Raw genomic sequence first — 26854 nt, 5'->3', positions numbered from 1 at the left:
AGCCTTATGGCTACCACTTCACTTGACCTGGCCAAGGTCCGCAACATCGGGATCATGGCCCACATCGACGCGGGCAAGACGACCACCACCGAGCGGATCCTGTTCTACACCGGCGTCTCCTACAAGATCGGTGAGGTCCACGACGGCGCCGCGACCATGGACTGGATGGAGCAGGAGCAGGAGCGTGGCATCACGATCACCTCTGCTGCCACCACCTGTCACTGGCCGCTTGCCGATGTCGACCACACCATCAACATCATCGACACCCCGGGTCACGTCGACTTCACCGTAGAGGTGGAGCGTTCCCTGCGTGTGCTCGACGGTGCCGTCACGGTGTTCGACGGCGTCGCGGGTGTCGAGCCCCAGTCCGAGACCGTGTGGCGTCAGGCGGACCGCTACGGCGTCCCGCGTATCTGCTTCGTCAACAAGCTCGACCGGACCGGTGCCGAGTTCCACCGCTGTGTCGACATGATCAGCAGCCGCCTCGGCGCGCAGCCGATCGTGATGCAGCTGCCGATCGGTGCCGAGGCCGACTTCAAGGGCGTCGTCGACCTGGTCACGATGAAGGCCTTCGTGTGGTCCGCCGAGGCGGAGAAGGGCGAGATGTACGACGTCGTCGACATCCCGGCCACCCACACCGAGGCTGCCGAGGAGTACCGCGGCAAGCTCGTCGAGGCCGTCGCCGAGAACGACGACGCGATCATGGAGCTGTACCTGGAGGGCCAGGAGCCTTCCGTGGAGCAGCTGTACGCCGCGATCCGTCGTATCACCATCGCGTCCGGCAAGTCCGACGGCGTGACGGTCACCCCGGTGTTCTGCGGTACCGCGTTCAAGAACAAGGGCGTCCAGCCCCTGCTCGACGCGGTCGTGCGCTACCTCCCCTCCCCCCTGGACGTCGAGGCCATCGAGGGCCACGACGTGAAGGACCCGGAGGTCGTGGTCAAGCGCAAGCCGTCCGACGACGAGCCGCTGTCGGCGCTGGCGTTCAAGATCATGAGCGACCCGCACCTCGGCAAGCTCACCTTCGTCCGGGTTTACTCGGGCCGCCTGGAGTCCGGCACCGCCGTGCTGAACTCCGTCAAGGGCAAGAAGGAGCGCATCGGCAAGATCTACCGCATGCACGCGAACAAGCGTGAGGAGATCGCGTCGGTCGGCGCCGGCGACATCGTCGCCGTCATGGGTCTGAAGCAGACCACGACCGGCGAGACGCTGTGCGACGACAAGCAGCCCGTGATCCTGGAGTCCATGGACTTCCCGGCTCCGGTCATCCAGGTCGCCATCGAGCCCAAGTCGAAGGGCGACCAGGAGAAGCTGGGCATCGCGATCCAGCGCCTGGCCGAAGAGGACCCGTCGTTCCAGGTCCACTCGGACGAGGAGACCGGCCAGACCATCATCGGTGGCATGGGCGAGCTGCACCTCGAGGTGCTGGTCGACCGTATGCGCCGTGAGTTCAAGGTCGAGGCCAACGTCGGCAAGCCGCAGGTCGCCTACCGCGAGACCATCCGCAAGGCGGTCGACCGGGTGGACTACACGCACAAGAAGCAGACTGGTGGTACCGGCCAGTTCGCCAAGGTGCAGATCGCGATCGAGCCGATCGAGGGCGGCGACGCCTCGTACGAGTTCGTGAACAAGGTGACCGGTGGTCGCATCCCGAAGGAGTACATCCCTTCGGTCGACGCCGGTGCGCAGGAGGCCATGCAGTTCGGCATCCTCGCCGGTTACGAGATGACCGGTGTGCGCGTGATCCTGCTCGACGGTGGCTACCACGAGGTGGACTCCTCCGAGCTCGCGTTCAAGATCGCCGGTTCGCAGGCCTTCAAGGAGGCCGCGCGCAAGGCCAGCCCCGTGCTGCTCGAGCCGATGATGGCCGTCGAGGTCACCACGCCCGAGGACTACATGGGCGAGGTCATCGGCGACATCAACTCCCGCCGTGGCCAGATCCAGGCCATGGAGGAGCGTGCCGGTGCTCGCGTCGTGAAGGGCCTCGTGCCCCTCTCGGAGATGTTCGGCTACGTCGGCGACCTCCGCAGCAAGACGTCGGGTCGCGCAAGCTACTCGATGCAGTTCGACTCCTACGCCGAGGTTCCCCGGAACGTCGCCGAGGAGATCATCGCGAAGGCCAAGGGCGAGTAACACACTCGGTTTACACGCCGTAGGCTTGACTCCGGAGCCTCAAGGGGCAAACAACCGCATCCCCGGATGTTTGCCCCCTGGACCCGGGCTTTCCAGCAAAGATCACCTGGCGCCGATGAAGCAAGGCGTTCCAGAACCACTCCCAGGAGGACCCCCGTGGCGAAGGCGAAGTTCGAGCGGACTAAGCCGCACGTCAACATCGGCACCATCGGTCACATCGACCACGGTAAGACGACCCTCACGGCCGCCATTACCAAGGTGCTGCACGACAAGTACCCGGACCTGAACGAGGCCTCGGCCTTCGACCAGATCGACAAGGCTCCCGAAGAGCGTCAGCGCGGTATCACCATCTCCATCGCGCACGTCGAGTACCAGACGGAGGGCCGCCACTACGCCCACGTCGACTGCCCGGGTCACGCGGACTACATCAAGAACATGATCACCGGTGCCGCGCAGATGGACGGCGCGATCCTCGTGGTCGCCGCCACCGACGGCCCGATGCCGCAGACCAAGGAGCACGTGCTCCTGGCCCGCCAGGTCGGCGTTCCGTACATCGTCGTCGCCCTGAACAAGGCCGACATGGTGGACGACGAGGAGATCCTGGAGCTCGTCGAGCTCGAGGTCCGTGAGCTCCTCTCCGAGTACGAGTTCCCGGGCGACGACCTGCCGGTCGTCAAGGTCTCGGCGCTCAAGGCGCTCGAGGGCGACGCCGAGTGGGGTCAGTCGGTTCTCGACCTCATGCAGGCCGTCGACGACGCGATCCCGACCCCCGAGCGTGACGTCGACAAGCCGTTCCTCATGCCCGTCGAGGACGTCTTCACGATCACCGGTCGCGGTACGGTCGTCACCGGCCGTATCGAGCGTGGTGTCCTGAAGGTCAACGAGACCGTTGACATCATCGGCATCAAGCAGGAGAAGACCACCACCACGGTCACCGGCATCGAGATGTTCCGCAAGCTGCTCGACGAGGGCCAGGCCGGTGAGAACGTCGGTCTGCTGCTCCGCGGCATCAAGCGCGAGGACGTCGAGCGCGGCCAGGTCATCATCAAGCCGGGTTCGGTCACGCCGCACACCGACTTCGAGGCCCAGGCCTACATCCTGTCCAAGGACGAGGGTGGCCGCCACACGCCGTTCTTCAACAACTACCGTCCGCAGTTCTACTTCCGCACGACGGACGTGACCGGCGTGGTGACCCTCCCCGAGGGCACCGAGATGGTGATGCCGGGTGACAACACCGAGATGAAGGTGGAGCTCATCCAGCCCATCGCCATGGAAGAGGGCCTGAAGTTCGCCATCCGTGAGGGTGGTCGCACGGTGGGCGCCGGCCAGGTCACCAAGATCACCAAGTAGTTCTTGCTGATCGACCTGGTGGCTGTGGCACAAGCTCTCGCTTGAGCCGAGCACCTTGAGAGGGCCCGTACGACTTCGGTCGTACGGGCCCTTTCGCATGCCTCCGGCCGCCCGGGTGGGCGCCTGGACCAGAAGGGGTGGCGGGGGGAGACCCTCGGTGGAGATGGTCCGGTCTGCGGGCAGGCAACGGCACGCGACGGGCTCGGCGCGCGGGGGCACCGGGGGCGCGGCACTCACTGCGGAGCCCGGGGGCCGGTGAGCGGAAGGACGGTCGCCGCCTTCGCTCACGTCAGGCCACCAGCACGGCGGCCAGCAGCAGCGGCCCCACCGGGAGAACGGCGATCCACGACGCCGCGCCTGCCGCCAGGATGCGGAGCATCCGAAGAAGTACGGGCGCGGAGTAGGTATCCGTACTCAGCTGGGGCCGCGAGGAACGCGCTACGGTACATGCCAATCGTGACAACGTAGACGCCGCACGTTTGCAGTGACGACGGGGAGCTATGCATGGCGTGGGAAGAGTGGGAGCAGCTCAAGAGCGCGGCCGCAGACCAGCGTTCGGCGCGGATGCAGCTGAACCACGTACCGCTCGACCCGGGCGGCAGCGGCACGCTGGTGTCGAACAAGCCGGCCTGGTCCAAGGCGGGCCAGGACGTGGGTTCGCTTCGTGAGGACGTCGGCAAGGCGATGGCGAAGCTGACGGACGGCCAGAAGGGCCTTGGCGAGGACACCGGATGCCTGACCGCGACGGCTCAGAAGGATGTCCACAGTTCGTGGGAGACGTACGTCAAGAAGGTCAGCGGCCGCTGCGGCAAGCTCTCCGGTTTGCTGGAGAAGGCCGGCAACGACCAGCTGAAGACCGATGAGGCGATCGAGGCCGAGATCGGCAACCTGAAGGTGGAGTACGCCGATACAGCCGCGGTCGGCGGTCAGGACAAGGGGCGGTGACGAGACGTCATGGATCTGGCGACGCTCAAGGCGGTCAAGCCCACCGCATACTCCGAAGCCGCCGAGGGGTACCGCAGCACGTCTGACATGGCGAGTGCGGCCAAGGACCGGTTGGACAACCAGATCGCCGTGGCCATGAGGAACTCTCTGAAGGGCGAGGCCGCGACGGCGGCCGTCGAACAGGTGGGGGAGCTGGGCAAGAACTTCCACTACATCCAGGTCGAGTGCGGTCTGATCGGTGCGGCCCTCGAAGCGTTCTCGTACGAGGTGGGGTCGGCCAAGAGGAAGCTCGACGCGGCGCTCGACGGCGCGCGGGCGGCGCAGCTCACCGTCCACGCCGACGGTTCGGTGAGCTACCCGGCGGGCGGGGAGAAGGACGCCGACGGCAGGATTCCCGACGGTGGCACGGTGACCGGCCTGACGGACGGGACTGCCGCCGCGATAGGCCGCCAATCGGCCGACTTCGATCCCAACCCCAACCACCGCCTCGCCCAGGACTATGCCGACCAGATCGCCGCCGCGCTCAAGGAGGCCACGGAGGCGGACGAGAAGTGGGCGCCGAAGCTGCGCGCGCTGAAGGCGGACGACGACCTGACGGTCTCCGACGGGGACTGGGCCGACGCGTCCTCGGACACGAGCGGTGTGAAGGACGCGGGCAAGAAGTACCTCGACTCCCTGCCCCAGCCGCCCCAGGGCGGCGGCGCGAAGGACAACGCGGCGTGGTGGAAGGGGCTCGACGCGGAGCAGCAGGCGGCGTGGATCTCCATGCGTCCCGACGCCGTGGGCGCGCTCGACGGGGTTCCCGCAGCGGTCCGGGACGAGGCGAACCGGATGGTCTTCGACGAGACGCGGGGCAGGATGCGGATGGAACTGAACTCGATTCCGGCGGCGCCTGCCGACGAGTGGACCTACATCACCGCGGGCGGCTATCCGTCGAAGGTCCACACCGACGAATGGATGGCCTGGCACAACAAGTACGGGGATCGGATCGAGCATCTCACCAAGTCCCTGAAGGGCATGCAGGCCATACAGACTCGCTTCGACGCCACCGGAAACGGCAAGCTGCCCGAGGCCTACCTGCTGGGATTCAGCGCCGACAACGACGGACGCGCGATCGTCGCCAACGGAAACCCGGACACCGCGGACCACCGAGCGGTCTATGTGCCGGGGACCACGGCGGAACTGGGGAAGGTCGGCGGTGACATCAACCGGATGACGGACCTGTGGCGTGTGGCCGACACCGAGGCACACGGTCAGTCCGTTTCCACGATCACCTGGCTCGGCTACGAGGCCCCGGACGATGTCGTCAAGGACGCACCGTTCGAGCACTACGCGTACGACGGCGCGCCGGCATTCCGCAACTTCATGGATGGACTCGACGCCTCGCACTCCGGAGAATCGCCGGCCCACACCACCGTGATCGCGCACTCGTACGGAACGACCCTTGTCGGCGCCGCGGCCGAGACGGGACACCTCAGAGCCGATGACGTCGTCTTCGCGGGCAGTCCCGGAGTCAAGGTGTCCGGTGCCGATGAGCTGGACGTTCCCCAGGGACATGTCTGGAACGAGGAGGCCGATGGCGACGTGGTCCCCGACCTCGGCCGGTGGGGCCACGGCGGGGACGGCTTCATCATCCCCAGCGATCCGGACTTCGGCGCCAACCAGATGACCACGGACACCGATGGGCACAGCGGTTACTGGGACGCGGGCTCCGACAGTCTGCGCAACCAGGCGCTGGTCACCGTCGGAAAGGGAGACGACGTGCAGCTGAAGCCGCCACCGGACCCGTGGGCCCATGTGAAGTAGGAAGCGTGGTCCGCCCGACCAGGAGACCGGCCCGTGGCCCGGTTCGATCAAGCGAGGCCCTCGACGTGAAGACGAAACTGGGCGCAATCGCGCTCACCCTGCCCATCGCCCTTACGATCCTCACCGGATGCGGCATGACTGACACCAAAAGTTCCGACGACATCCCGTCCTCCGGCATCAGTACGTCCAGCGACGCCGCCGATGACATCAAGAAGGTCTCGAGTGAGCTGTACAACCTCATCGGGCTTCAGGGGAAGGCATCCGACACCGGTCCGGGGGTCAAGGAGTGCGGCGGGAAAGACCCGGAGAAATACTTTCAGATGTTCCACTCATGGTCCTTCACCCCGGCTTCGTCCGAGCAGCTCGGGGGCGCCATGACCCGGCTCAAGACGGACCTTCCCGAGCATGGTTGGAACATCGCCGACTACGGGCCGGACAGCAGTCGCAACAAGAACCTCAGCCTCACGGCCGACAACGACAAGAAGAAGTTCAGTGTCAAAATCGTCCACCGAGCCAAGGATGATCCGCCGAACCTCAATTTCTTCGTCGTCTCCGGTTGCTACCAGATTCCGGACGGCCAGGAGATCGAGCAGTTCTGAAAACGAGCCGGAGGACACCGGCTCCTGACCGACCCGCGCTTCGGTTCCCGAGCACACGGTTCCCGACCAGACGGTTCCCCAGCACTCCGGGGGACGCCTGCCGGCTCGTCGACGGCGCAGGGGACACCATCGCGTCGGATGCCGTCCGGATGTGGCGGGTCGCCCTGCTGCCCGGTGTGCAGCGGCCCGGGGCAGGCGCACCGGAGGGGGAAGGCGCGGTTACGGGCCTTCGACGCGGCCCTGGAGGCGCGGCGTGCCGTGCGTGCGTTTGACCTGCGTCACGTTCGGGGTATTGTCTCCGGCTTGATTGGCCAGGGCAGTGCCCCATATGGCAGACTGTCGGAGTTGCTCGGTCGAGTGTTGATGTTGCGCGCCTCCCGCCGGGAGGACCGAAAGCGAGTCCCACAGTACTCGTCGCCCTAACTGCCAGCTGGCAGCGCTGGGGCGGACGTACGGGAATCTTTCGGGAAGTGTCAATAGAGCGCCGACCAGGCACCCGGTGGACCTTTCGTCCCCGGCTTGCGGTTCCGGAAGGGCCGTGCTTTCCCAGCAGGGATGCTCGAACAAGGGGCATCTGTGTCGGCGAGAGCGCGACACACCCGACCGCGTGGGTCGGAGGAACGAAGTGAACGGACCATCTGGTTCCAGAGCGTTAGAAGAGACAGGACTACTGAGTAGCCATGGCGGGACAGAAGATCCGCATCCGGCTCAAGGCCTACGACCACGAGGTCATCGACTCCTCGGCGAAGAAGATCGTCGAGACGGTGACCCGCACTGGTGCGTCGGTCGCGGGCCCGGTGCCGCTGCCCACTGAGAAGAACGTGTACTGCGTCATCAAGTCGCCGCACAAGTACAAGGACTCGCGCGAGCACTTCGAGATGCGCACGCACAAGCGCCTGATCGACATTCTCGACCCGACTCCCAAGACCGTTGACTCTCTGATGCGACTCGACCTCCCGGCCGGTGTCGACATCGAGATCAAGCTTTAGGGGCCGGTGATCTGAAGAATGGCTAAGCAGATCAAGGGCATCCTGGGCGAGAAGCTCGGCATGACGCAGGTGTGGGACGAGAACAACCGTGTTGTTCCCGTCACCGTCGTCAAGGCCAGCCCCAACGTCGTGACCCAGGTCCGTACGAACGACAGCGACGGCTACGAGTCCGTCCAGATCGCCTTCGGCGAGATCGACCCGCGCAAGGTGAACAAGCCCCTCAAGGGCCACTTCGCCAAGGCCGACGTCACCCCCCGTCGCCACCTCGTCGAGATCCGCACCGCGGACGCCTCCGAGTACACGCTGGGCCAGGAGATCACCGCTGAGGTGTTCGAGGCCGGCGTGAAGGTCGACGTGACCGGCAAGAGCAAGGGCAAGGGCTTCGCCGGTGTCATGAAGCGTCACAACTTCAAGGGCCTCGGCGCCGGACACGGCACCCAGCGCAAGCACCGCTCGCCCGGTTCCATCGGTGGCTGCGCCACCCCGGGCCGCGTGTTCAAGGGCCTCCGCATGGCGGGTCGCATGGGCAACGAGCGTGTCACCACCCAGAACCTGACCGTCCACGCCGTTGACGCGGAGAAGGGTCTGCTGCTCATCAAGGGCGCTGTCCCCGGTCCGAACGGCGGCCTCGTCCTGGTCCGCACTGCGGCCAAGGGGGCCTGAGGTACCGATGAGCACTGTTGACATCCTTTCGCCTGCAGGCGAGAAGACCGGAAGCGTCGAGCTCCCCGCGGAGATCTTCGGCGTGGAGAAGATCAGCATCCCGCTGATCCACCAGGTCGTCGTCGCGCAGAACGCGGCTGCCCGTCAGGGCACGCACAAGACCAAGCGCCGCGGTGAAGTCCGCGGTGGCGGTAAGAAGCCTTACCGTCAGAAGGGCACCGGCCGCGCGCGCCAGGGCTCGACCCGCGCGCCGCAGTTCGCCGGCGGTGGCGTCGTCCACGGCCCGCAGCCGCGTGACTACTCGCAGCGGACCCCGAAGAAGATGAAGGCTGCCGCTCTGCGTCACGCCCTCACCGACCGGGCCCGCCACAACCGCATTCACGTCGTCACCGGCGTGATCGAGGGCGAGACCGTTTCCACGAAGGCCGCTCGCACGCTGTTCGGCAAGATCTCGGAGCGCAAGAACCTGCTCCTGGTCGTCGACCGCGCCGACGAGGCCTCGTGGCTGTCCGCTCGCAACCTGCCCCAGGTGCACATCCTGGAGCCGGGCCAGCTGAACACGTACGACGTGATCGTCTCGGACGACGTGGTCTTCACCCAGGCCGCTTTCGAGTCCTTCGTCGCCGGCCCGCAGGCCAACGACACCGAAGGGAGTGACGCCTGATGGCTACGCGTCACCCGAGCATCGCCTCCAAGGCGGCCAAGGTCGCCAAGGCCGCGCGCGTCGCCAAGGCGAAGCGCCACGCCACCGAGGGCAAGAACACCGTCGTCACCGCGCCCAGCAAGGCGTTCACGGACCTCCGTGACGTGCTGCTGAAGCCGGTCGTGTCGGAGAAGAGCTACGCGCTCCTCGACGAGAACAAGTACACGTTCATCGTCGCCCCGAACGCCAACAAGACCCAGATCAAGCAGGCCGTCCAGTCGGTCTTCTCGGTCAAGGTCACCGGCGTCAACACGATCAACCGCATCGGCAAGCGCAAGCGCACCAAGACCGGTTTCGGTCAGCGTGCCGGCACGAAGCGCGCGATCGTGACCCTTGCCGAGGGCGACCGTATCGACATCTTCGGCGGTCCGACCGCCTGAGGGCGGTCCGGATCGTCCGATATCGGACGAGGACTGAATAATGGGAATCCGCAAGTACAAGCCGACTACGCCGGGCCGTCGTGGCTCCAGCGTCGCCGACTTCGTCGAGGTCACGCGGTCCACGCCGGAGAAGTCGCTGGTCCGCCCGCTGCACAGCAAGGGCGGCCGTAACAACGCCGGTCGTGTGACCGTTCGCCACCAGGGTGGCGGACACAAGCGCGCCTACCGAGTGATCGACTTCCGTCGTCACGACAAGGACGGCGTGCCGGCGAAGGTCGCGCACATCGAGTACGACCCCAACCGCACCGCGCGCATCGCACTGCTGCACTACGCGGACGGCGAGAAGCGCTACATCCTCGCCCCCCGCAACCTGTCGCAGGGTGACCGCGTCGAGAACGGTCCCGGGGCCGACATCAAGCCGGGCAACAACCTGGCGCTCCGCAACATCCCGGTCGGTACCACGATCCACGCGATCGAGATCCGTCCCGGTGGCGGCGCCAAGTTCGCCCGCTCCGCCGGCGCCTCGGTGCAGCTGCTCGCGAAGGAGGGCACGATGGCCCACCTTCGTATGCCGTCCGGTGAGATCCGTCTGGTCGACCAGCGCTGCCGCGCCACGGTCGGCGAGGTCGGCAACGCCGAGCAGAGCAACATCAACTGGGGCAAGGCCGGCCGTAAGCGCTGGCTGGGCGTCCGCCCGACCGTTCGCGGTGTGGCGATGAACCCGGTTGACCACCCCCACGGTGGTGGTGAGGGCAAGACCTCCGGTGGTCGCCACCCGGTCAGCCCCTGGGGTCAGAAGGAGGGTCGTACTCGTTCGCCGAAGAAGGCTTCGAACAAGTACATCGTCCGCCGCCGCAAGACGAACAAGAAGCGCTAGGAGCGGGTTTAGATGCCGCGCAGTCTCAAGAAGGGGCCCTTCGTCGACGGACACCTCGTAAAGAAGGTGGACGCCCAGAACGAAGCCGGTTCCAAGAACGTCATCAAGACCTGGTCCCGTCGCTCGATGATCATCCCGGCCATGCTGGGTCACACGATCGCGGTGCACAACGGCAAGACCCACATTCCGGTGTTTGTCACCGAGTCGATGGTCGGCCACAAGCTCGGCGAGTTCTCGCCGACGCGCACCTTCCGGGGTCACGTCAAGGACGACCGGAAGTCGAAGCGCCGCTAATCGCGGGGTGGAATGACCATGACAGACACTGGAAGGACAACCATGGAAGCCAGGGCCCAGGCGCGGTACATCCGCGTCACGCCCATGAAGGCCCGCCGGGTGGTGGACCTTATCCGTGGCATGGACGCCACGGAGGCTCAGGCGGTCCTGCGTTTCGCCCCGCAGGCCGCGAGCGTGCCGGTCGGCAAGGTGCTTGACAGCGCCATCGCCAACGCCGCGCACAACTACGACCACACCGACGCCGACAGCCTCTTCATCTCCGAGGCGTACGTCGACGAGGGTCCGACCCTGAAGCGTTTCCGTCCGCGTGCCCAGGGGCGCGCGTACCGGATCCGCAAGCGGACCAGCCACATCACCGTGGTCCTCAGCAGCAAGGAAGGATCCCGGTAATGGGCCAGAAGGTTAACCCGCATGGGTTCCGACTCGGCATCACCACGGACTTCAAGTCCCGCTGGTACGCCGACAAGTCGTACAAGGAATACGTCGGCGAAGACGTCGCCATCCGTCGGATGATGACGTCCGGCATGGAGCGCGCCGGTATCTCGAAGGTGGAGATCGAGCGCACCCGTGACCGCGTGCGTGTGGACATCCACACCGCTCGCCCGGGCATCGTCATCGGCCGCCGCGGCGCCGAGGCCGACCGCATCCGCGGCGACCTGGAGAAGCTGACCAAGAAGCAGGTCCAGCTGAACATCCTCGAGGTCAAGAACCCCGAGGTCGACGCTCAGCTGGTCGCTCAGGCCGTCGCCGAGCAGCTCTCCTCCCGCGTCTCCTTCCGTCGCGCCATGCGTAAGAGCATGCAGTCGGCGATGAAGGCGGGCGCCAAGGGCATCAAGATCCAGTGCGGTGGCCGCCTCGGTGGCGCCGAGATGTCCCGCTCGGAGTTCTACCGCGAGGGCCGTGTGCCCCTGCACACCCTCCGCGCGAACGTGGACTACGGCTTCTTCGAGGCCAAGACGACCTTCGGCCGTATCGGTGTGAAGGTCTGGATCTACAAGGGCGATGTCAAGAACATCGCCGAGGTCCGCGCCGAGAACGCCGCAGCCCGCGCCGGCAACCGCCCGGCCCGTGGCGGCGGCGGCGCCGACCGCCCGGCCCGTGGTGGCCGTGGTGGCGAGCGTGGCGGTCGCGGCCGCAAGCCGCAGCAGGCTCCCGCTGCCGAGGCCCCCAAGGCCGAGGCTCCGGCGGCCGCTCCGGCTGAGAGCACCGGAACGGAGGCCTGACCGAAATGCTGATCCCCCGTAGGGTCAAGCACCGCAAGCAGCACCACCCGAAGCGCCGTGGTCAGGCCAAGGGCGGTACGACGGTCTCGTTCGGCGAGTACGGCATTCAGGCCCTCACGCCGGCGTACGTGACCAACCGCCAGATCGAGGCGGCCCGTATCGCGATGACCCGCCACATCAAGCGTGGTGGCAAGGTCTGGATCAACATCTACCCGGACCGCCCGCTCACGAAGAAGCCTGCCGAGACCCGCATGGGTTCCGGTAAGGGTTCGCCGGAGTGGTGGATCGCGAACGTCCACCCGGGACGGGTCATGTTCGAGCTGTCCTACCCCAACGAGAAGATCGCCCGTGAGGCCCTCACTCGCGCAGCCCACAAGCTGCCGATGAAGTGCCGGATCGTCAAGCGCGAGGCAGGTGAAGCGTGATGTCGGCCGGTACCAAGGCGTCCGAGCTGCGCGAACTGGGTGACGAGGAGCTTCTCAACAAGCTCCGCGAAGCCAAGGAAGAGCTGTTCAACCTCCGCTTCCAGGCGGCGACGGGTCAGCTCGAGAACCACGGTCGGCTGAAGGCCGTCCGCAAGGACATCGCGCGGATCTACACCCTGATGCGTGAGCGCGAGCTGGGCATCGAGACGGTGGAGAGCGCCTGATGAGCGAGAGCAACGTGACCGAGAACACCACTGAGGCGCGCGGATTCCGCAAGACCCGCGAGGGTCTCGTCGTCAGCGACAAGATGGACAAGACCGTCGTCGTCGCCGTCGAGGACCGTGTGAAGCACGCGCTGTACGGCAAGGTCATCCGCCGTACGAACAAGCTCAAGGCTCACGACGAGCAGAACGCCGCGGGCGTCGGCGACCGTGTCCTCCTCGCGGAGACCCGGCCGCTGTCCGCGACGAAGCGCTGGCGCGTCGTCGAGATCCTCGAGAAGGCCAAGTAATCCTCCTGCGGGCATCCCCGCAGGACAGTTCCGCCAGGCTCTGCAGGGGCCTCACCTCGTAACGAGGCGGCCCCTGCGGGGAACCGGCAGACACACAGGAGATAGACGTGATCCAGCAGGAGTCGCGACTGCGCGTCGCCGACAACACTGGTGCGAAGGAAATCCTTTGCATCCGTGTGCTCGGTGGCTCCGGTCGCCGCTACGCGGGCATCGGTGACGTCATCGTCGCCACCGTCAAGGACGCGATCCCCGGCGGCAACGTGAAGAAGGGTGACGTCATCAAGGCGGTCATCGTTCGCACCGTCAAGGAGCGCCGCCGTCCGGACGGCTCGTACATCCGTTTCGACGAGAACGCCGCTGTCATTCTGAAGAACGACGGCGACCCTCGTGGCACCCGTATCTTCGGCCCGGTCGGCCGGGAGCTGCGCGAGAAGAAGTTCATGAAGATCATCTCGCTGGCTCCGGAGGTGCTGTAAGCATGAAGATCAAGAAGGGCGACCTGGTCCAGGTCATCACGGGTAAGGACAAGGGCAAGCAGGGCAAGGTCATCGCGGCCTTCCCCCGCGAGGACCGTGTCCTGGTCGAGGGTGTCAACCGGGTCAAGAAGCACACGAAGGCCGGTCCGACCGCCAAGGGCTCCCAGGCCGGCGGCATCGTGACCACCGAGGCCCCGATCCACGTGTCCAACGTTCAGCTGGTCGTGGAGAAGGACGGCAACAAGGTCGTCACGCGCGTCGGTTACCGCTTCGACGACGAGGGCAACAAGATCCGCGTTGCCAAGCGGACGGGTGAGGACATCTGATGGCTACCACCACGACTCCGCGTCTCAAGACGAAGTACCGCGAGGAGATCGCGGGCAAGCTGCGTGAGGAGTTCTCCTACGAGAACGTCATGCAGATTCCCGGCCTCGTCAAGATCGTGGTCAACATGGGTGTGGGCGACGCCGCCCGCGACTCCAAGCTGATCGAGGGCGCCATCCGCGACCTCACCACGATCACCGGTCAGAAGCCGGCCGTCACCAAGGCCCGCAAGTCCATCGCGCAGTTCAAGCTGCGCGAGGGTCAGCCGATCGGTGCCCACGTCACGCTTCGTGGCGACCGCATGTGGGAGTTCCTGGACCGCACCCTGTCGCTCGCGCTTCCGCGCATCCGCGACTTCCGTGGTCTGTCCCCCAAGCAGTTCGACGGCCGTGGCAACTACACCTTCGGTCTCACGGAGCAGGTCATGTTCCACGAGATCGACCAGGACAAGATCGACCGTGTCCGGGGTATGGACATCACCGTGGTCACCACGGCGACCAACGACGCTGAGGGCCGTGCGCTCCTTCGTCACCTCGGCTTCCCCTTCAAGGAGGCGTGAGCGAGATGGCGAAGAAGGCTCTGATCGCAAAGGCTGCTCGCAAGCCCAAGTTTGCTGTGCGCGCGTACAACCGCTGCCAGCGTTGCGGCCGTCCCCACTCCGTGTACCGCAAGTTCGGCCTCTGCCGTGTGTGCCTTCGTGAGATGGCTCACCGCGGCGAGCTGCCGGGCGTGACCAAGAGCTCCTGGTAAACCCCCTTTTAGGGGTTCCAGAGGCTCTCGGTAAGCAATGGGCGTGTCAGGTGCCCACCTCTCCATGGCTTAGGCTTGGAGGGTTGGGCGCCTGATGGTCGCCCGTACGACTTACTACGCCGTAGGTCCACCGCGCCGCACCCGCCCCGTCTCGGATCGGGGAGAGGGATGGCGCAACAGGAAACCCCGGCGAGAGAGGCCACAGGCCAATTCATGACCATGACTGATCCGATCGCAGACATGCTGACGCGTCTGCGGAACGCGAACTCGGCGTACCACGATTCCGTGACGATGCCGGCGTCCAAGATCAAGTCTCACATCGCGGAGATCCTCCAGCAGGAGGGCTTCATCACGGGCTGGAAGGTCGAGGACGCCGAGGTCGGCAAGGACCTCACCCTCGAGCTCAAGTTCGGCCCGAACCGTGAGCGCTCCATCGCGGGCATCAAGCGGATCTCCAAGCCCGGTCTCCGGGTTTACGCGAAGTCCACCTCCCTGCCCAAGGTGCTGGGCGGCCTCGGCGTGGCGATCATCTCCACGTCGCACGGTCTCCTCACCGACAAGCAGGCCGGCAAGAAGGGCGTAGGCGGAGAAGTTCTCGCCTACGTCTGGTAGCGGAAGGGAACGGAGGAAACAGCTATGTCGCGTATTGGCAAGCTCCCCATCACGGTTCCCGCCGGCGTGGACGTCACCATCGACGGCCAGACGGTCGCGGTCAAGGGCCCCAAGGGCACGCTGACCCACACCGTCGTTGCGCCGATCGAGATCGCCAAGGGTGAGGACGGCGTTCTGAACGTCACCCGCCCCAACGACGAGCGTCAGAGCAAGGCCCTGCACGGCCTGTCCCGCACGCTGGTGGCGAACATGATCACCGGCGTGACCCAGGGTTACGTGAAGAAGCTCGAGATCAGTGGTGTCGGTTACCGCGTGACCGCGAAGGGCTCGAACCTCGAGTTCGCGCTCGGTTACAGCCACCCGATCACCGTCGAGGCCCCCGAGGGAATCTCCTTCAAGGTCGAGAACCCCACCCGGTTCTCGGTCGAGGGCATCGACAAGCAGAAGGTCGGCGAGGTTGCGGCCAACATCCGCAAGCTGCGCAAGCCCGACCCGTACAAGGCCAAGGGCGTCAAGTACGAGGGCGAAGTCATCCGCCGCAAGGTCGGAAAGGCGGGTAAGTAAGCCATGGCATACGGACAGAAGATCCTCAAGGGCGACGCTTACAAGCGTGCCGCGATCAAGCGTCGCCACATCCGGATCCGTAAGCACATCTCGGGTACGGCTGAGCGTCCGCGTCTCGTCGTGACGCGCTCCAACCGCCACATCGTGGCCCAGGTCATCGACGACATCAAGGGTCACACCCTGGCGTCGGCGTCGACCCTGGACACGACGATCCGCGGCGGCGAGGGCGACAAGTCCGCGCAGGCCAAGTCGGTCGGCGCCCTGGTCGCCGAGCGCGCCAAGGCCGCCGGTGTCGAGGCTGTCGTGTTCGACCGTGGTGGCAACCAGTACGCCGGGCGCATCGCCGCCCTGGCGGACGCCGCCCGCGAAGCCGGACTCAAGTTCTGAGTCGCCCGTCGCGCTAGCGACTTCGGTCGCTGCGTAGCTAGCGGAAAAAGAGAGAGGTAATCCAATGGCTGGACCCCAGCGCCGCGGAAGCGGTGCCGGTGGCGGCGAGCGGCGGGACCGGAAGGGCCGTGACGGCGGCGCTGCTGCCGCCGAGAAGACCGCGTACGTTGAGCGCGTCGTCGCGATCAACCGTGTCGCCAAGGTTGTGAAGGGTGGTCGTCGCTTCAGCTTCACCGCGCTGGTCGTGGTGGGCGATGGTGACGGCACCGTCGGTGTCGGTTACGGCAAGGCCAAGGAGGTGCCGGCCGCCATCGCCAAGGGTGTTGAGGAGGCCAAGAAGCACTTCTTCAAGGTCCCCCGTATCCAGGGCACCATCCCGCACCCGATCACGGGCGAGAAGGCCGCGGGCGTCGTCCTGCTCAAGCCTGCTTCCCCCGGTACCGGCGTTATCGCCGGTGGCCCGGTGCGTGCTGTGCTCGAGTGCGCCGGCGTTCACGACATCCTGTCGAAGTCGCTCGGCTCGTCGAACGCGATCAACATCGTGCACGCGACCGTGGAGGCCCTCAAGGGCCTGCAGCGTCCCGAGGAGATCGCGGCCCGCCGCGGTCTGCCCCTCGAGGACGTCGCTCCCGCGGCTCTGCTTCGTGCGCGTGCCGGGGCTGGTGCGTAATGGCTCGCCTCAAGATCACGCAGACGAAGTCGTACATCGGCAGCAAGCAGAACCACCGCGACACGCTGCGTTCGCTCGGGCTCAAGCGCCTGAACGACGTGGTCGTCAAGGAGGACCGCCCCGAGTTCCGCGGAATGGTGCACACCGTCCGCCACCTCGTGACGGTTGAGGAGGTCGACTGATCATGGCGGAGAACAACCCGCTCAAGATCCACAACCTCCGTCCCGCCCCGGGCGCCAAGACCGCCAAGACCCGTGTGGGTCGTGGTGAGGCGTCGAAGGGTAAGACGGCCGGTCGTGGTACCAAGGGCACGAAGGCCCGTTACCAGGTTCCGGAGCGCTTCGAGGGTGGGCAGATGCCCCTCCACATGCGTCTTCCGAAGCTCAAGGGCTTCAGGAACCCGTTCAAGACCGAGTTCCAGGTCGTGAACCTCGAGAAGCTGGCGACGCTGTACCCGGAGGGTGGCGAGGTCACCGTCGAGGGTCTCGTCGCCAAGGGTGCCGTTCGCAAGAACAGCCTCGTCAAGGTCCTCGGCCAGGGCGAGATCTCCGTGGCGCTGCAGGTGACGGTCGACGCCGTCTCCGGCTCCGCCAAGGAGAAGATCACCGCCGCCGGCGGTACCGTCACCGAGCTCGTCTGAACACCACAGGCGCCTCGATGACTTGAGCGATCCCGACCGGGGATACCCCACATAAGGGGTATCCCCGGTTGGTCGTTCCTACGGCGGCACTCTCGCCGGTAAGGTGACCTGCACTGCCCATTCACAAGATGCTTCCCATGGGGCACCTTGAGCGGCAGTCGACCGTTACACATGTCGTTGTCGTTGTTCTTATTGGACCCTCAAGACCGTCACCCTTGACGCAGATGCGCGGGGGTCGCAGGAGGCACCGTGCTCACCGCGTTCGCCCGGGCGTTCAGGACGCCCGACCTGCGCAAGAAGCTGCTCTTCACGCTCGCCATCATCGTGATCTACCGGCTCGGAACGCATATTCCGATTCCCGGTGTCGACTACACGTCCGTTCAGCGGTGCGTGGACGAGGCGTCCGGTAACCAGGGCCTCTTCGGTCTGGTGAACATGTTCAGCGGCGGCGCGCTGCTCCAGATCACCATCTTCGCGCTGGGGATCATGCCGTACATCACCGCGAGCATCATCCTTCAGCTGCTGACCGTGGTGATCCCGCGTCTGGAAGCCCTCAAGAAGGAGGGCCAGGCCGGCACCGCGAAGATCACGCAGTACACCCGCTACCTCACCGTGGCGCTCGCCATCCTTCAGGGCACCGGCCTGGTGGCCACCGCCCGCAGCGGCGCCCTGTTCTCCGGTTGCACGGTCGCTTCGAGCATCGTCCCGGACCGCGCGATCTTCACCACCATCGTCATGGTCATCTGCATGACGGCCGGTACGGCCATGGTCATGTGGCTCGGTGAGCTCATCACCGACCGCGGTATCGGCAACGGCATGTCGATCCTGATGTTCATCTCGATCGCCGCGACGTTCCCCTCGGCCCTGTGGGCCATCAAGAAGCAGGGCACGCTCGCCGGCGGCTGGATCGAGTTCGGCACCGTCATCCTGGTCGGCCTGGTCATGGTCGGTCTGGTGGTCTTCGTCGAGCAGGCCCAGCGCCGTATCCCCGTGCAGTACGCGAAGCGCATGATCGGCCGCCGGTCCTACGGCGGTACCTCGACGTACATCCCGCTGAAGGTGAACCAGGCCGGTGTGATCCCGGTCATCTTCGCCTCGTCGCTGCTCTACATCCCGGCCCTCGTCGCCCAGTTCTCCAGCGGAACCTCCAGCTGGAAGACCTGGATCGAGACGAACCTGACCAAGGGTGACCACCCGATCTACATCAGCATGTACTTCCTGCTGATCGTTTTCTTCGCGTTCTTCTACGTCGCTATCTCCTTCAACCCCGAGGAAGTAGCCGACAACATGAAGAAGTATGGTGGCTTCATCCCGGGCATCCGGGCTGGCCGACCGACCGCTGAGTACCTCTCCTACGTACTCAACCGGATCACCTGGCCGGGTTCGCTGTATCTGGGTCTGATCGCTCTTGTACCGACGATGGCGTTGGTTGGCTTCGGGGCAAGCCAGAACTTCCCGTTCGGTGGTACCAGCATCCTGATCATCGTGGGTGTCGGTCTCGAGACGGTGAAGCAAATCGAGAGCCAGCTCCAGCAGCGCAATTACGAAGGGTTCCTCCGCTGATGCGTATCGTCCTCGTCGGGCCGCCGGGCGCCGGAAAGGGAACGCAGGCCACACGTCTGGCCGAGAAGCTCCGCGTTCCGCACATCTCCACGGGCGACCTGTTCCGCGCCAACATCAGCCAGCAGACGGAGCTCGGGAAACTCGCGAAGTCCTACATGGACGCCGGCAACCTCGTCCCCGACGAGGTCACCATCGCCATGGCCAAGGACCGCATGGAGCAGCCGGACGCCGAGCGCGGCTTCCTGCTCGACGGTTTCCCGCGCAACGTCTCGCAGGCCGAGGCGCTGGACGAGCTCCTCACCATCGAGGGCATCAAGCTGGACGCGGTACTGGACCTGGAGGCCCCGGAGGAGGAGGTCGTCAAGCGGATCGCCGGCCGGCGCATCTGCCGCAACGACTCCTCGCACGTCTTCCACGTGACGTACAAGAAGGCCGCCAAGGAAGGCGTCTGTGACGTCTGCGGCGGCGAGCTGTACCAGCGTGACGACGACTCCGAGGAGACGGTCCGCACGCGGCTCGAGGTCTACCACACGCAGACCGAGCCGATCATCGACTACTACAAGGCGCAGGGCCTGGTCGTGACCATCGAGGCCATGGGCCCGGTGGAAGAGGTCACCGCCCGTGCGCTGGCCGCACTGAAGCGCGAGGGCGACGACCAGTAGTCGTCGCTTCCGGTACGGCCGTGGAGTCCTCTCGGACACCACGGCCGTACTGTTGTGTGCATACGTAACCCGACCGACCTGAGTGACGGAGAGCGCAGGCCCCCCATGGTGCAGATCAAGAGCCCCGAGCAGATCGCCAAGATGCGTGCGGCGGGGCTGGTCGTCGCCGCCATCCACGCGGCCACGCGCGAAGCGGCGGTGCCGGGGGCGACGACGAAGGACCTGGACGACGTCGCCCGCAAGGTCCTGGCGGAGAACGGCGCGAAGTCGAACTTCCTCGGCTACGGCGGCTTCCCCGCGACGATCTGCACCTCGGTGAACGACGTGGTGGTGCACGGTATCCCCTCCGACAAGGTCGTCCTCAAGGACGGCGACATCATCTCCATCGACTGCGGAGCGATCGTCGACGGCTGGCACGGCGACGCCGCGTACACCGCGTTCGTCGGCTCGGGTCACGCTCCGGAGCTGATCGAGCTCTCCCGGGTCACCGAGGAGTCGATGTGGGCCGGCATCGCCGCGATGAAGGCGGGCAGCCGGCTGGTCGACGTCTCCCGCGCGATCGAGACGTACATCCGCCGTCAGCCCAAGCCGGGCGGCGGGCGCTACGGCATCATCGAGGACTACGGCGGCCACGGCATCGGCACCGAGATGCACATGGACCCGCATCTGCTGAACTACGTCGACCGCAGGCGGGGCAAGGGGCCGAAGCTGGTTCCGGGCTTCTGCCTGGCCATCGAGCCGATGGTCTCGCTGGGGACCCCGCGCACCGAGGTCCTCGAGGACGACTGGACCGTGATCACCCCCGACGGCACCTGGTCCTCGCACTGGGAGCACTCGGTCGCGCTGACGGAGGACGGCCCGCTGGTGCTGACGGCTCCCGACGGGGGCAAGGCGAAGCTCGCGGAGCACGGTGTGACGGCGGCGCCGGATCCGCTGGGCTGAGGCTCCCCGTACGGGGTGAGCCGGGGGGTGGGCCACCCCCCGCCGCCTCTTCTCTCCCCGCCCTGGGGGCTGTGCTCCCAGGGCCCCTGTCGCTCTGCGCGGGCCTCGTTCCGGAACGCCGGACGGGGTGACGTTGCTTAGGGATCTCCCTCGCGGGGCAGACTTCTCGATTCGTGTTTCGGCGGGGCCTGACGTAGACTGACTCGTCGGCTCTCGTGCACCCGCATGTCTGCATGCGCCCGTAAGGGATGCGCAGGGGAGTCGATCAAGGTAGTCGATTCGAAGGGCGAAGCGTGGCCAAGAAGCAAGGTGCCATCGAGATCGAGGGCACTGTCGTCGAGTCTCTTCCGAACGCCATGTTCAAGGTCGAGCTCCAGAACGGCCACCAGGTCCTGGCACACATCAGCGGCAAGATGCGTATGCACTACATCCGTATCCTCCCTGACGACCGGGTCGTGGTGGAGCTGTCTCCGTACGACCTCACGCGTGGCCGGATCGTCTACCGCTACAAGTAGATCTTGCCCAGGCCCTGTGCGCGTTCCGCGTGCGGGGTTGCCGGCAACTGACCCGGAGAACCTCACATCCCATGAAGGTCAAGCCGAGCGTCAAGAAGATCTGCGACAAGTGCAGGGTGATCCGCCGTCACGGTCGGGTCATGGTCATTTGCGAGAACCCGCGCCACAAGCAGCGCCAGGGCTGATCGCTCAGGGATCACACCCTCTGCATCGACATCGCAGAGACTTCGCGCGACGCGAGCAGTAGTTGTTCATACGCAGATCCCAGGAGGGTTCGCCCTCCTGATACCCCCGGCTCGGAGGCCGGGGACCCATTCGTACCTAATCCCCACGGGCTTTTCGTGGGGAGGCCGGCGGATGGGAGTCGGTTCTGCGGAAGACCTCCGAAGATCAACTGGAGCCATTGAATGGCACGCGTTTCCGGTGTCGACATCCCGCGCGAAAAGCGTGTGGAGGTCGCCCTCACCTACGTGTTCGGCATCGGCCGGACCCTTTCCCAGGAGACGCTGGCAGCGACCGGCGTCGACCCGAACACCCGCGTTCGCGACCTCTCCGAGGAGCAGCTCGTCGCGATCCGCGAGTACGTGGACGCCAACATCAAGACCGAGGGTGACCTCCGTCGCGAGATCCAGGCCGACATCCGCCGCAAGGTCGAGATCGGTTGCTACCAGGGTCTCCGTCACCGTCGTGGTCTGCCTGTCCGCGGTCAGCGCACCAGCACGAACGCTCGTACCCGCAAGGGCCCGCGTCGCGCCATCGCCGGCAAGAAGAAGCCGGGCAAGAAGTAGTCCTCAGCGGGACAACGCTTCATCAGCGGTCTTCGCTGTAGGACCGACCACCTCCCCGTAGGAGTTTGTAGATGCCCCCCAAGGGTCGTCAGGGCGCTGCCAAGAAGGTGCGCCGCAAGGAAAAGAAGAATGTCGCGCACGGCCAGGCGCACATCAAGAGCACGTTCAACAACACGATCGTGTCCATCACGGACCCGGCCGGAAACGTGATCTCGTGGGCCTCCGCCGGCCACGTCGGTTTCAAGGGCTCGCGCAAGTCCACGCCGTTCGCCGCGCAGATGGCCGCCGAGTCGGCTGCCCGTCGCGCGCAGGAGCACGGCATGCGCAAGGTCGACGTCTTCGTCAAGGGCCCGGGCGCCGGTCGTGAGACCGCCATCCGCTCCCTCCAGGCGACGGGCCTCGAGGTCGGCTCCATCCAGGACGTCACCCCGACTCCGCACAACGGCTGCCGTCCGCCCAAGCGCCGCCGCGTCTGACGCACGGTTGTCTCGCGTCTGACCGGGGTTCGGGCGGTACGTCTCCTCGGAGGCGTACCGCCCGTACCCTTGCAGTACCAGTAGGACGTCAAATAGCGGGCGTCCCTGACTGAAGGAAACGAAACATGCTGATTGCTCAGCGTCCCTCGTTGACCGAAGAGGTCGTCGACGAGTTCCGCTCCCGGTTCGTGATCGAGCCGCTGGAGCCGGGCTTCGGTTACACCCTCGGCAACTCCCTGCGCCGGACCCTCCTGTCCTCGATCCCGGGTGCGGCGGTCACGTCCATCCGTATCGACGGCGTGCTGCACGAGTTCACCACCGTGCCGGGCGTCAAGGAGGACGTCACCGACCTGATCCTCAACATCAAGCAGCTGGTCGTCTCCTCGGAGCACGACGAGCCGGTCGTGATGTACCTGCGCAAGCAGGGCCCGGGTCTGGTCACCGCCGCCGACATCGCGCCCCCGGCCGGTGTCGAGGTGCACAATCCCGACCTCGTCCTCGCCACGCTCAACGGCAAGGGCAAGCTGGAGATGGAGCTGACCGTCGAGCGCGGTCGCGGCTACGTCTCCGCCGTGCAGAACAAGCAGCTGGGCCAGGAGATCGGGCGCGTCCCGGTCGACTCGATCTACTCGCCGGTTCTGAAGGTCACGTACAAGGTCGAGGCCACGCGTGTCGAGCAGCGCACCGACTTCGACAAGCTGATCGTCGACGTCGAGACCAAGCAGGCGATGCGTCCCCGTGACGCCATGGCCTCCGCGGGTAAGACGCTGGTCGAGCTGTTCGGTCTCGCCCGCGAGCTGAACATCGACGCCGAGGGCATCGACATGGGCCCGTCCCCCACGGACGCCGCTCTCGCCGCTGATCTCGCCCTGCCGATCGAGGAGCTCGAGCTCACCGTTCGGTCGTACAACTGCCTCAAGCGCGAGGGCATCCACTCCGTGGGTGAGCTCGTCGCCCGCTCCGAGGCCGACCTGCTGGACATCCGCAACTTCGGTGCGAAGTCCATCGACGAGGTCAAGGCGAAGCTGGCCGGCATGGGCCTCGCGCTCAAGGACAGCCCGCCCGGATTCGACCCGACCGCCGCCGCCGACGCCTTCGGCGCCGACGACGACGCGGACGCCGGATTCGTGGAGACCGAGCAGTACTGATCGGTCTCCGGGTGCGGGTGGGCTGTGGCTGGTCGCACAGTTCCCCGCACCCCTTCCGCGCTCGCCCTGCGGGGCTCGCCCGGATCTTCGACAGACAACCGTCTGCTCGGATACTGACCCCGGTACCTGATACGGCCGGGGCAGACACCTAGGAGAAACACCATGCCGAAGCCCACCAAGGGTGCCCGTCTGGGCGGCAGCGCCGCGCACGAGAAGCTTCTCCTCGCGAACCTCGCGAAGTCGCTGTTCGAGCACGGTCGCATCACCACCACCGAGGCGAAGGCGCGCAAGCTGCGTCCGTACGCCGAGCGTCTGGTCACCAAGGCGAAGAAGGGCGACCTTCACAACCGCCGTCAGGTGCTCCAGGTGATCACGGACAAGAGCATCGTGCACACGCTCTTCACCGAGATCGGCCCGCGCTACGAGAACCGCCCGGGTGGCTACACCCGCATCACCAAGATCGGTAACCGTCGTGGCGACAACGCGCCCATGGCTGTCATCGAGCTGGTCGAGGCGCTGACCGTCGCGCAGCAGGCCACGGGTGAGGCCGAGGCCGCCACCAAGCGTGCGGTCAAGGAAGACGCCCTCAAGAAGGACGAGGCCGTCGAGGACGCCAAGCCCGCCGACGAGGCCGCGGCCGAGGAGTCCAAGGACGCCTGAGGCATCGCCTCGCAGTGGACGGGTCCGCCCTTCGGGGCGGGCCCGTTCCGCGTTTGCGACGGCGCTGTGCGCAGGCGTTTTCCGAAGATCGCCGGGTGGAGAGGATCCAGGGGTGAGTGACGAGGCAGAGCCCGGGTTCGTACGGGTGCGGATGGACCTGTCGTACGACGGGAGCGGGTTCTCCGGGTGGGCCAAGCAGGCCGGCGGCCGGCGGACCGTCCAGGGCGACATCGAGGACGCCCTGCGGACCGTGACCCGGTCGAGGGACACCACGTACGAGCTGACCGTGGCCGGGCGGACGGACGCCGGCGTGCACGCGCGCGGGCAGGTGGCGCATGTCGACCTGCCGGAGGAGCTCTGGGCGGAGCACCGGGAGAAGCTGCTGAAGCGGCTCGCCGGGCGGCTCGCCAAGGACGTGCGGATCTGGTCCCTCGAGGAGGCGCCCGCCGGGTTCAACGCGCGGTTCTCGGCCATCTGGCGTCGGTACGCGTACCGGGTCAGCGACGACCCGGGGGGTGTCGACCCCCTGCTGCGCAGCCATGTCCTCTGGCACGACTGGCCCCTCGACGTGGACGCCATGAACGAGGCGGCCCGGCGGCTGCTGGGCGAGCACGACTTCGCCGCCTACTGCAAGCGGCGCGAGGGGGCCACGACCATTCGTACGCTCCAGGAGCTGAGCCTGGTGCGGGGCGAGGACGGGGTCGTCACCGCGACCGTGCGGGCCGACGCCTTCTGCCACAACATGGTGCGTTCGCTGATCGGGGCGCTGCTGTTCGTCGGCGACGGGCACCGGGGCGCGGAGTGGCCGGGGAAGGTGCTGGCCGCGGGCGTACGGGACTCCGCCGTGCATGTCGTACGGCCGCACGGGCTGACGCTGGAGGAGGTCGGCTACCCGGCCGACGAGCTGCTCGGCGCGCGCAACAAGGAGGCGCGCAACAAGCGGACGCTGCCCGGGGCCGGGTGCTGCTGACCTCGGGGCCCGGGCCGGCGTCCGCGGTCAGTTCGCGGCGGCCGCCGACGCCTGGGCCTCGCCGCGCTGGCGGATCCGCTGGAAGGCGAACTCCGCGAGGTCGTCGCCCGCGGTGAAGACCGCCGTGTCCTTCGTGGTCACGTTCTTGCCGTCCGTGAAGCCCGTGATCGTGAAGTAGGCGTACCGGCCGTAGGAGTTGGTCGTGGAGCGGCAGATCGCGCCGTCGCAGAAGGACTTGACGTCCCCGCCCGTGAGGGCCTTCACGATGCTCTTCTTGTCGGCCTGGCTCTTGACCTTGAGGGCCTGCGCCTCGGTGTCGAAGACGGCGACACCGACCGTCACCGCGATGTCACCCTTGGTGTAGGTGATGCGCATCAGGCGGGTGCAGTCGTTGGCGGTGAGGACCGCGGGCAGGGTGCCCTGGACACCCGTGGTGCAGGTGGTGCTGTCGGACTTGGGGCCCTTCTTGTACACGGCCGAGCCCATGGTCAGCTGCGTGCCGGGGAAGAGCAGGTCCGGCCCGTTGGGGGCGGTGTCCTTTGCCTTGCTGGCGACGAACTCCTTCGGGTCCAGCGGGGGCGGGGCGCTGGTCGGGGCGAAGGAGGGGGTGCCGGACGCGCTCGGCAGGCCGGCGGCCGCGGGCAGCGAGGAGGTCGGCTTGTTCGCCTCGTCGTTGCCGTTCGCCGACACCACGGCCATGGCGACGGCGGTGCCGATGGCGAGCGTGGCGAGCGCGCCGCCGCCTATGAAGAGCAGCCGGCGGCGCTTGTTGCGCGTCTCGGACGCCTCCGCGAGCGCGGCCCAGTCCGGGGTCGGGCCGTCATCGCCGCTGGTCCACGGCTGCTGGGAGTTCGGTTTCCACGGATCCCACTGGGACTGAGGTCCCCCCTGCCCATAGCTCATGGGCCGCATCTTAGACGGGGAGCGGGGGATGCTGTTCCGCCTCAACCGGCGCCGAAGTCCCAGGTGTTCCCGGCGCGAGTGCGGGCAAACGTGACATCTCCGGGTGGTTGGTGCGGCATATTCGCAGGCCGGCTCCGGTAGTGTGGCGCAGGCCACTCCGGCAGGAGGTTTCCGGTGGCGGCTTCCGGCCAGGCCGGCCGGCCCACGCGTGATCGGGTGACAGGCCCCGTTTTGACCCCACCCCCGAGACGCGGGTATCCTGCATCTTCGTTGTGTATTGGCTTGCTCTTCTCACGGGACGGGCCCTTACACCGGTCCACCGGGCCGATGACCAGCGACCTGCACGCGGTTTGCGTCACCGCAGTGCGGTCTGGGCTGTCGATCGTCTTCGGTGACCTTGTCAGGACCAATTCACTGAAGAAGCGAAGGCTACGAACCGTGCGTACGTACAGCCCCAAGCCCGGCGATGTGACGCGCCAGTGGCACGTCATCGACGCTCAGGACATCGTCCTGGGCCGTCTCGCCACCACTGCCGCGTCCCTCCTCCGGGGCAAGCACAAGCCGATCTACGCGCCCCACGTCGACACCGGTGACTTCGTCATCATCATCAACGCCGACAAGGTGCACCTCTCCGGCAACAAGCGGACCCAGAAGATGGCGTACCGCCACTCCGGGTACCCGGGCGGTCTGCGCTCCGTGCGCTACGACGACCTCCTCGCGAACAACCCGGAGAAGGCCGTCGAGAAGGCCGTCAAGGGCATGCTCCCCAAGAACACGCTGGGCCGTCAGATGCTCTCGAAGCTGAAGGTCTACAAGGGTGACGTGCACCCGCACGCGGCGCAGCAGCCCGTGCCGTTCGAGATCACCCAGGTCGCGCAGTAATTCCGGCCACACCCCTAGCTGAAA

General features: G+C 66.4%; 38 protein-coding genes. 37 read left to right on the top strand and 1 reads right to left on the bottom strand.

The genetic code is table 11. The annotated features are described in order from the left end of the window. The first annotated feature begins 6 nt into the window (after nucleotides 1-6). The 36 genes from fusA (at nucleotide 7) to truA (ending at nucleotide 25045) form a co-directional block, all read left to right on the top strand. On the top strand, nucleotides 7-2133 hold the full coding sequence (gene fusA, locus OG440_RS14665) for an elongation factor G (protein WP_406007274.1): 2127 nt from the start codon (nucleotides 7-9) through the stop codon (nucleotides 2131-2133). 156 nt (nucleotides 2134-2289) lie between these two features. Next, complete coding sequence (gene tuf, locus OG440_RS14660; protein WP_328480235.1) at nucleotides 2290-3483, top strand: elongation factor Tu; 1194 nt, start codon at nucleotides 2290-2292, stop codon at nucleotides 3481-3483. A gap of 504 nt (nucleotides 3484-3987) precedes the next feature. Then, on the top strand, nucleotides 3988-4428 hold the full coding sequence (locus tag OG440_RS14655; protein ID WP_406007273.1) for a hypothetical protein: 441 nt from the start codon (nucleotides 3988-3990) through the stop codon (nucleotides 4426-4428). A gap of 9 nt (nucleotides 4429-4437) precedes the next feature. After that, entirely contained in the window at nucleotides 4438-6234 is a 1797-nt protein-coding gene (locus OG440_RS14650) for an alpha/beta hydrolase (RefSeq protein ID WP_406007272.1), read from the top strand. A 65-nt stretch (nucleotides 6235-6299) separates the two neighbouring features. Then, a complete protein-coding gene (locus OG440_RS14645; RefSeq protein WP_406007271.1) occupies nucleotides 6300-6833 on the top strand; it encodes a hypothetical protein in 534 nt (177 codons plus the stop codon). 680 nt (nucleotides 6834-7513) lie between these two features. Then, nucleotides 7514-7822 (top strand): 30S ribosomal protein S10, encoded by a 309-nt coding sequence (gene rpsJ, locus OG440_RS14640; protein WP_003948644.1) that lies wholly within the window; start codon nucleotides 7514-7516, stop codon nucleotides 7820-7822. 18 nt (nucleotides 7823-7840) lie between these two features. Further along, nucleotides 7841-8485 (top strand): 50S ribosomal protein L3, encoded by a 645-nt coding sequence (gene rplC, locus OG440_RS14635; RefSeq protein ID WP_020132636.1) that lies wholly within the window; start codon nucleotides 7841-7843, stop codon nucleotides 8483-8485. Nucleotides 8486-8492: 7 nt separating this feature from the next. Further along, nucleotides 8493-9149, top strand: a complete 657-nt coding sequence (gene rplD / locus OG440_RS14630; protein ID WP_406007270.1) for a 50S ribosomal protein L4 — start codon at nucleotides 8493-8495, stop codon at nucleotides 9147-9149. Then, nucleotides 9149-9568, top strand: a complete 420-nt coding sequence (gene rplW, locus OG440_RS14625; RefSeq protein ID WP_406007269.1) for a 50S ribosomal protein L23 — start codon at nucleotides 9149-9151, stop codon at nucleotides 9566-9568. Before rplD ends, rplW begins: the two co-directional genes overlap by 1 nt. A 40-nt stretch (nucleotides 9569-9608) precedes the next feature. Beyond that, nucleotides 9609-10445 carry a 50S ribosomal protein L2 gene (rplB, locus tag OG440_RS14620; RefSeq protein WP_020132633.1) on the top strand — a complete coding sequence of 279 codons (837 nt, stop codon included), beginning with the start codon at nucleotides 9609-9611 and terminating at the stop codon, nucleotides 10443-10445. 12 nt (nucleotides 10446-10457) lie between these two features. Continuing rightward, nucleotides 10458-10739, top strand: a complete 282-nt coding sequence (gene rpsS, locus OG440_RS14615; RefSeq protein ID WP_020132632.1) for a 30S ribosomal protein S19 — start codon at nucleotides 10458-10460, stop codon at nucleotides 10737-10739. Nucleotides 10740-10781: 42 nt separating this feature from the next. Then, a complete protein-coding gene (gene rplV / locus OG440_RS14610) occupies nucleotides 10782-11129 on the top strand; it encodes a 50S ribosomal protein L22 (RefSeq protein WP_054238783.1) in 348 nt (115 codons plus the stop codon). Then, nucleotides 11129-11962: a 30S ribosomal protein S3 gene (gene rpsC, locus OG440_RS14605; RefSeq protein WP_054238784.1), complete on the top strand. Its 834-nt coding sequence runs from the start codon at nucleotides 11129-11131 to the stop codon at nucleotides 11960-11962. Before rplV ends, rpsC begins: the two co-directional genes overlap by 1 nt. 5 nt (nucleotides 11963-11967) lie before the next feature. Continuing rightward, nucleotides 11968-12387 carry a 50S ribosomal protein L16 gene (gene rplP, locus OG440_RS14600; RefSeq protein WP_006140905.1) on the top strand — a complete coding sequence of 140 codons (420 nt, stop codon included), beginning with the start codon at nucleotides 11968-11970 and terminating at the stop codon, nucleotides 12385-12387. Beyond that, nucleotides 12387-12611, top strand: coding sequence for a 50S ribosomal protein L29 (gene rpmC / locus OG440_RS14595; RefSeq protein WP_005481220.1), 225 nt, complete (start codon nucleotides 12387-12389; stop codon nucleotides 12609-12611). Before rplP ends, rpmC begins: the two co-directional genes overlap by 1 nt. Then, entirely contained in the window at nucleotides 12611-12898 is a 288-nt protein-coding gene (gene rpsQ / locus OG440_RS14590) for a 30S ribosomal protein S17 (protein WP_057602880.1), read from the top strand. Before rpmC ends, rpsQ begins: the two co-directional genes overlap by 1 nt. Nucleotides 12899-13005: 107 nt before the next feature. Beyond that, the gene (gene rplN, locus OG440_RS14585) at nucleotides 13006-13374 is read left to right on the top strand and encodes a 50S ribosomal protein L14 (protein WP_003992364.1); all 369 of its coding nucleotides are present in this window, start codon (nucleotides 13006-13008) and stop codon (nucleotides 13372-13374) included. Nucleotides 13375-13376: 2 nt separating this feature from the next. After that, complete coding sequence (gene rplX, locus OG440_RS14580) at nucleotides 13377-13700, top strand: 50S ribosomal protein L24 (RefSeq protein ID WP_030039760.1); 324 nt, start codon at nucleotides 13377-13379, stop codon at nucleotides 13698-13700. After that, nucleotides 13700-14257: a 50S ribosomal protein L5 gene (rplE, locus tag OG440_RS14575; RefSeq protein ID WP_030788262.1), complete on the top strand. Its 558-nt coding sequence runs from the start codon at nucleotides 13700-13702 to the stop codon at nucleotides 14255-14257. Before rplX ends, rplE begins: the two co-directional genes overlap by 1 nt. A gap of 5 nt (nucleotides 14258-14262) precedes the next feature. Then, the gene (locus tag OG440_RS14570) at nucleotides 14263-14448 is read left to right on the top strand and encodes a type Z 30S ribosomal protein S14 (protein WP_030890724.1); all 186 of its coding nucleotides are present in this window, start codon (nucleotides 14263-14265) and stop codon (nucleotides 14446-14448) included. Nucleotides 14449-14661: 213 nt separating this feature from the next. After that, on the top strand, nucleotides 14662-15060 hold the full coding sequence (gene rpsH, locus OG440_RS14565) for a 30S ribosomal protein S8 (RefSeq protein WP_028807312.1): 399 nt from the start codon (nucleotides 14662-14664) through the stop codon (nucleotides 15058-15060). Nucleotides 15061-15084: 24 nt separating this feature from the next. Continuing rightward, nucleotides 15085-15624, top strand: a complete 540-nt coding sequence (rplF, locus tag OG440_RS14560) for a 50S ribosomal protein L6 (RefSeq protein WP_171398928.1) — start codon at nucleotides 15085-15087, stop codon at nucleotides 15622-15624. 3 nt (nucleotides 15625-15627) lie between these two features. Beyond that, entirely contained in the window at nucleotides 15628-16011 is a 384-nt protein-coding gene (rplR, locus tag OG440_RS14555) for a 50S ribosomal protein L18 (protein ID WP_020132625.1), read from the top strand. Between the two features lie 64 nt (nucleotides 16012-16075). Further along, on the top strand, nucleotides 16076-16681 hold the full coding sequence (rpsE, locus tag OG440_RS14550) for a 30S ribosomal protein S5 (protein WP_020132624.1): 606 nt from the start codon (nucleotides 16076-16078) through the stop codon (nucleotides 16679-16681). Further along, nucleotides 16681-16863 carry a 50S ribosomal protein L30 gene (rpmD, locus tag OG440_RS14545; protein WP_005313525.1) on the top strand — a complete coding sequence of 61 codons (183 nt, stop codon included), beginning with the start codon at nucleotides 16681-16683 and terminating at the stop codon, nucleotides 16861-16863. The genes rpsE and rpmD overlap by 1 nt, the downstream gene beginning before the upstream one ends. Before the next feature lie 2 nt (nucleotides 16864-16865). Then, nucleotides 16866-17321: a 50S ribosomal protein L15 gene (gene rplO / locus OG440_RS14540; protein ID WP_406007268.1), complete on the top strand. Its 456-nt coding sequence runs from the start codon at nucleotides 16866-16868 to the stop codon at nucleotides 17319-17321. 249 nt (nucleotides 17322-17570) lie between these two features. Beyond that, entirely contained in the window at nucleotides 17571-18884 is a 1314-nt protein-coding gene (secY, locus tag OG440_RS14535) for a preprotein translocase subunit SecY (protein WP_057602882.1), read from the top strand. Beyond that, on the top strand, nucleotides 18884-19546 hold the full coding sequence (locus OG440_RS14530) for an adenylate kinase (protein ID WP_406007267.1): 663 nt from the start codon (nucleotides 18884-18886) through the stop codon (nucleotides 19544-19546). Before secY ends, OG440_RS14530 begins: the two co-directional genes overlap by 1 nt. Before the next feature lie 105 nt (nucleotides 19547-19651). Then, nucleotides 19652-20488: a type I methionyl aminopeptidase gene (map, locus tag OG440_RS14525; protein ID WP_406007266.1), complete on the top strand. Its 837-nt coding sequence runs from the start codon at nucleotides 19652-19654 to the stop codon at nucleotides 20486-20488. A 293-nt stretch (nucleotides 20489-20781) separates the two neighbouring features. Continuing rightward, nucleotides 20782-21003 (top strand): translation initiation factor IF-1, encoded by a 222-nt coding sequence (infA, locus tag OG440_RS14520; RefSeq protein ID WP_003948620.1) that lies wholly within the window; start codon nucleotides 20782-20784, stop codon nucleotides 21001-21003. Nucleotides 21004-21074: 71 nt separating this feature from the next. Beyond that, the gene (gene rpmJ, locus OG440_RS14515) at nucleotides 21075-21188 is read left to right on the top strand and encodes a 50S ribosomal protein L36 (protein WP_003998809.1); all 114 of its coding nucleotides are present in this window, start codon (nucleotides 21075-21077) and stop codon (nucleotides 21186-21188) included. Between the two features lie 222 nt (nucleotides 21189-21410). Further along, the gene (rpsM, locus tag OG440_RS14510; RefSeq protein WP_020132619.1) at nucleotides 21411-21791 is read left to right on the top strand and encodes a 30S ribosomal protein S13; all 381 of its coding nucleotides are present in this window, start codon (nucleotides 21411-21413) and stop codon (nucleotides 21789-21791) included. Nucleotides 21792-21862: 71 nt separating this feature from the next. Then, nucleotides 21863-22267 carry a 30S ribosomal protein S11 gene (gene rpsK / locus OG440_RS14505; protein ID WP_010354218.1) on the top strand — a complete coding sequence of 135 codons (405 nt, stop codon included), beginning with the start codon at nucleotides 21863-21865 and terminating at the stop codon, nucleotides 22265-22267. A 125-nt stretch (nucleotides 22268-22392) separates the two neighbouring features. After that, nucleotides 22393-23415, top strand: a complete 1023-nt coding sequence (locus tag OG440_RS14500; RefSeq protein WP_081553201.1) for a DNA-directed RNA polymerase subunit alpha — start codon at nucleotides 22393-22395, stop codon at nucleotides 23413-23415. A gap of 162 nt (nucleotides 23416-23577) precedes the next feature. Beyond that, nucleotides 23578-24075, top strand: a complete 498-nt coding sequence (rplQ, locus tag OG440_RS14495) for a 50S ribosomal protein L17 (protein WP_406007265.1) — start codon at nucleotides 23578-23580, stop codon at nucleotides 24073-24075. Between the two features lie 112 nt (nucleotides 24076-24187). Then, nucleotides 24188-25045: a tRNA pseudouridine(38-40) synthase TruA gene (truA, locus tag OG440_RS14490; RefSeq protein ID WP_406007264.1), complete on the top strand. Its 858-nt coding sequence runs from the start codon at nucleotides 24188-24190 to the stop codon at nucleotides 25043-25045. Between the two features lie 27 nt (nucleotides 25046-25072). Here truA and OG440_RS14485 read toward each other — a convergent pair whose 3' ends face one another. After that, nucleotides 25073-25948: a hypothetical protein gene (locus OG440_RS14485; protein ID WP_406007263.1), complete on the bottom strand. Its 876-nt coding sequence runs from the start codon at nucleotides 25946-25948 to the stop codon at nucleotides 25073-25075. A 438-nt stretch (nucleotides 25949-26386) separates the two neighbouring features. On the opposite strand from OG440_RS14485, the gene rplM reads away from it, so the two are divergent. Then, complete coding sequence (gene rplM / locus OG440_RS14480) at nucleotides 26387-26830, top strand: 50S ribosomal protein L13 (RefSeq protein ID WP_020132189.1); 444 nt, start codon at nucleotides 26387-26389, stop codon at nucleotides 26828-26830. Nucleotides 26831-26854 lie beyond the last annotated feature (24 nt).

Origin of the sequence: Streptomyces sp. NBC_00637 (assembly GCF_045161545.1) — a bacterium.
Classification (GTDB): Bacteria; Actinomycetota; Actinomycetes; order Streptomycetales; family Streptomycetaceae; genus Streptomyces.
The sequence above is the reverse complement of the archived record's forward strand: the minus strand, read 5'-3'. Positions and strand labels throughout refer to the sequence as shown.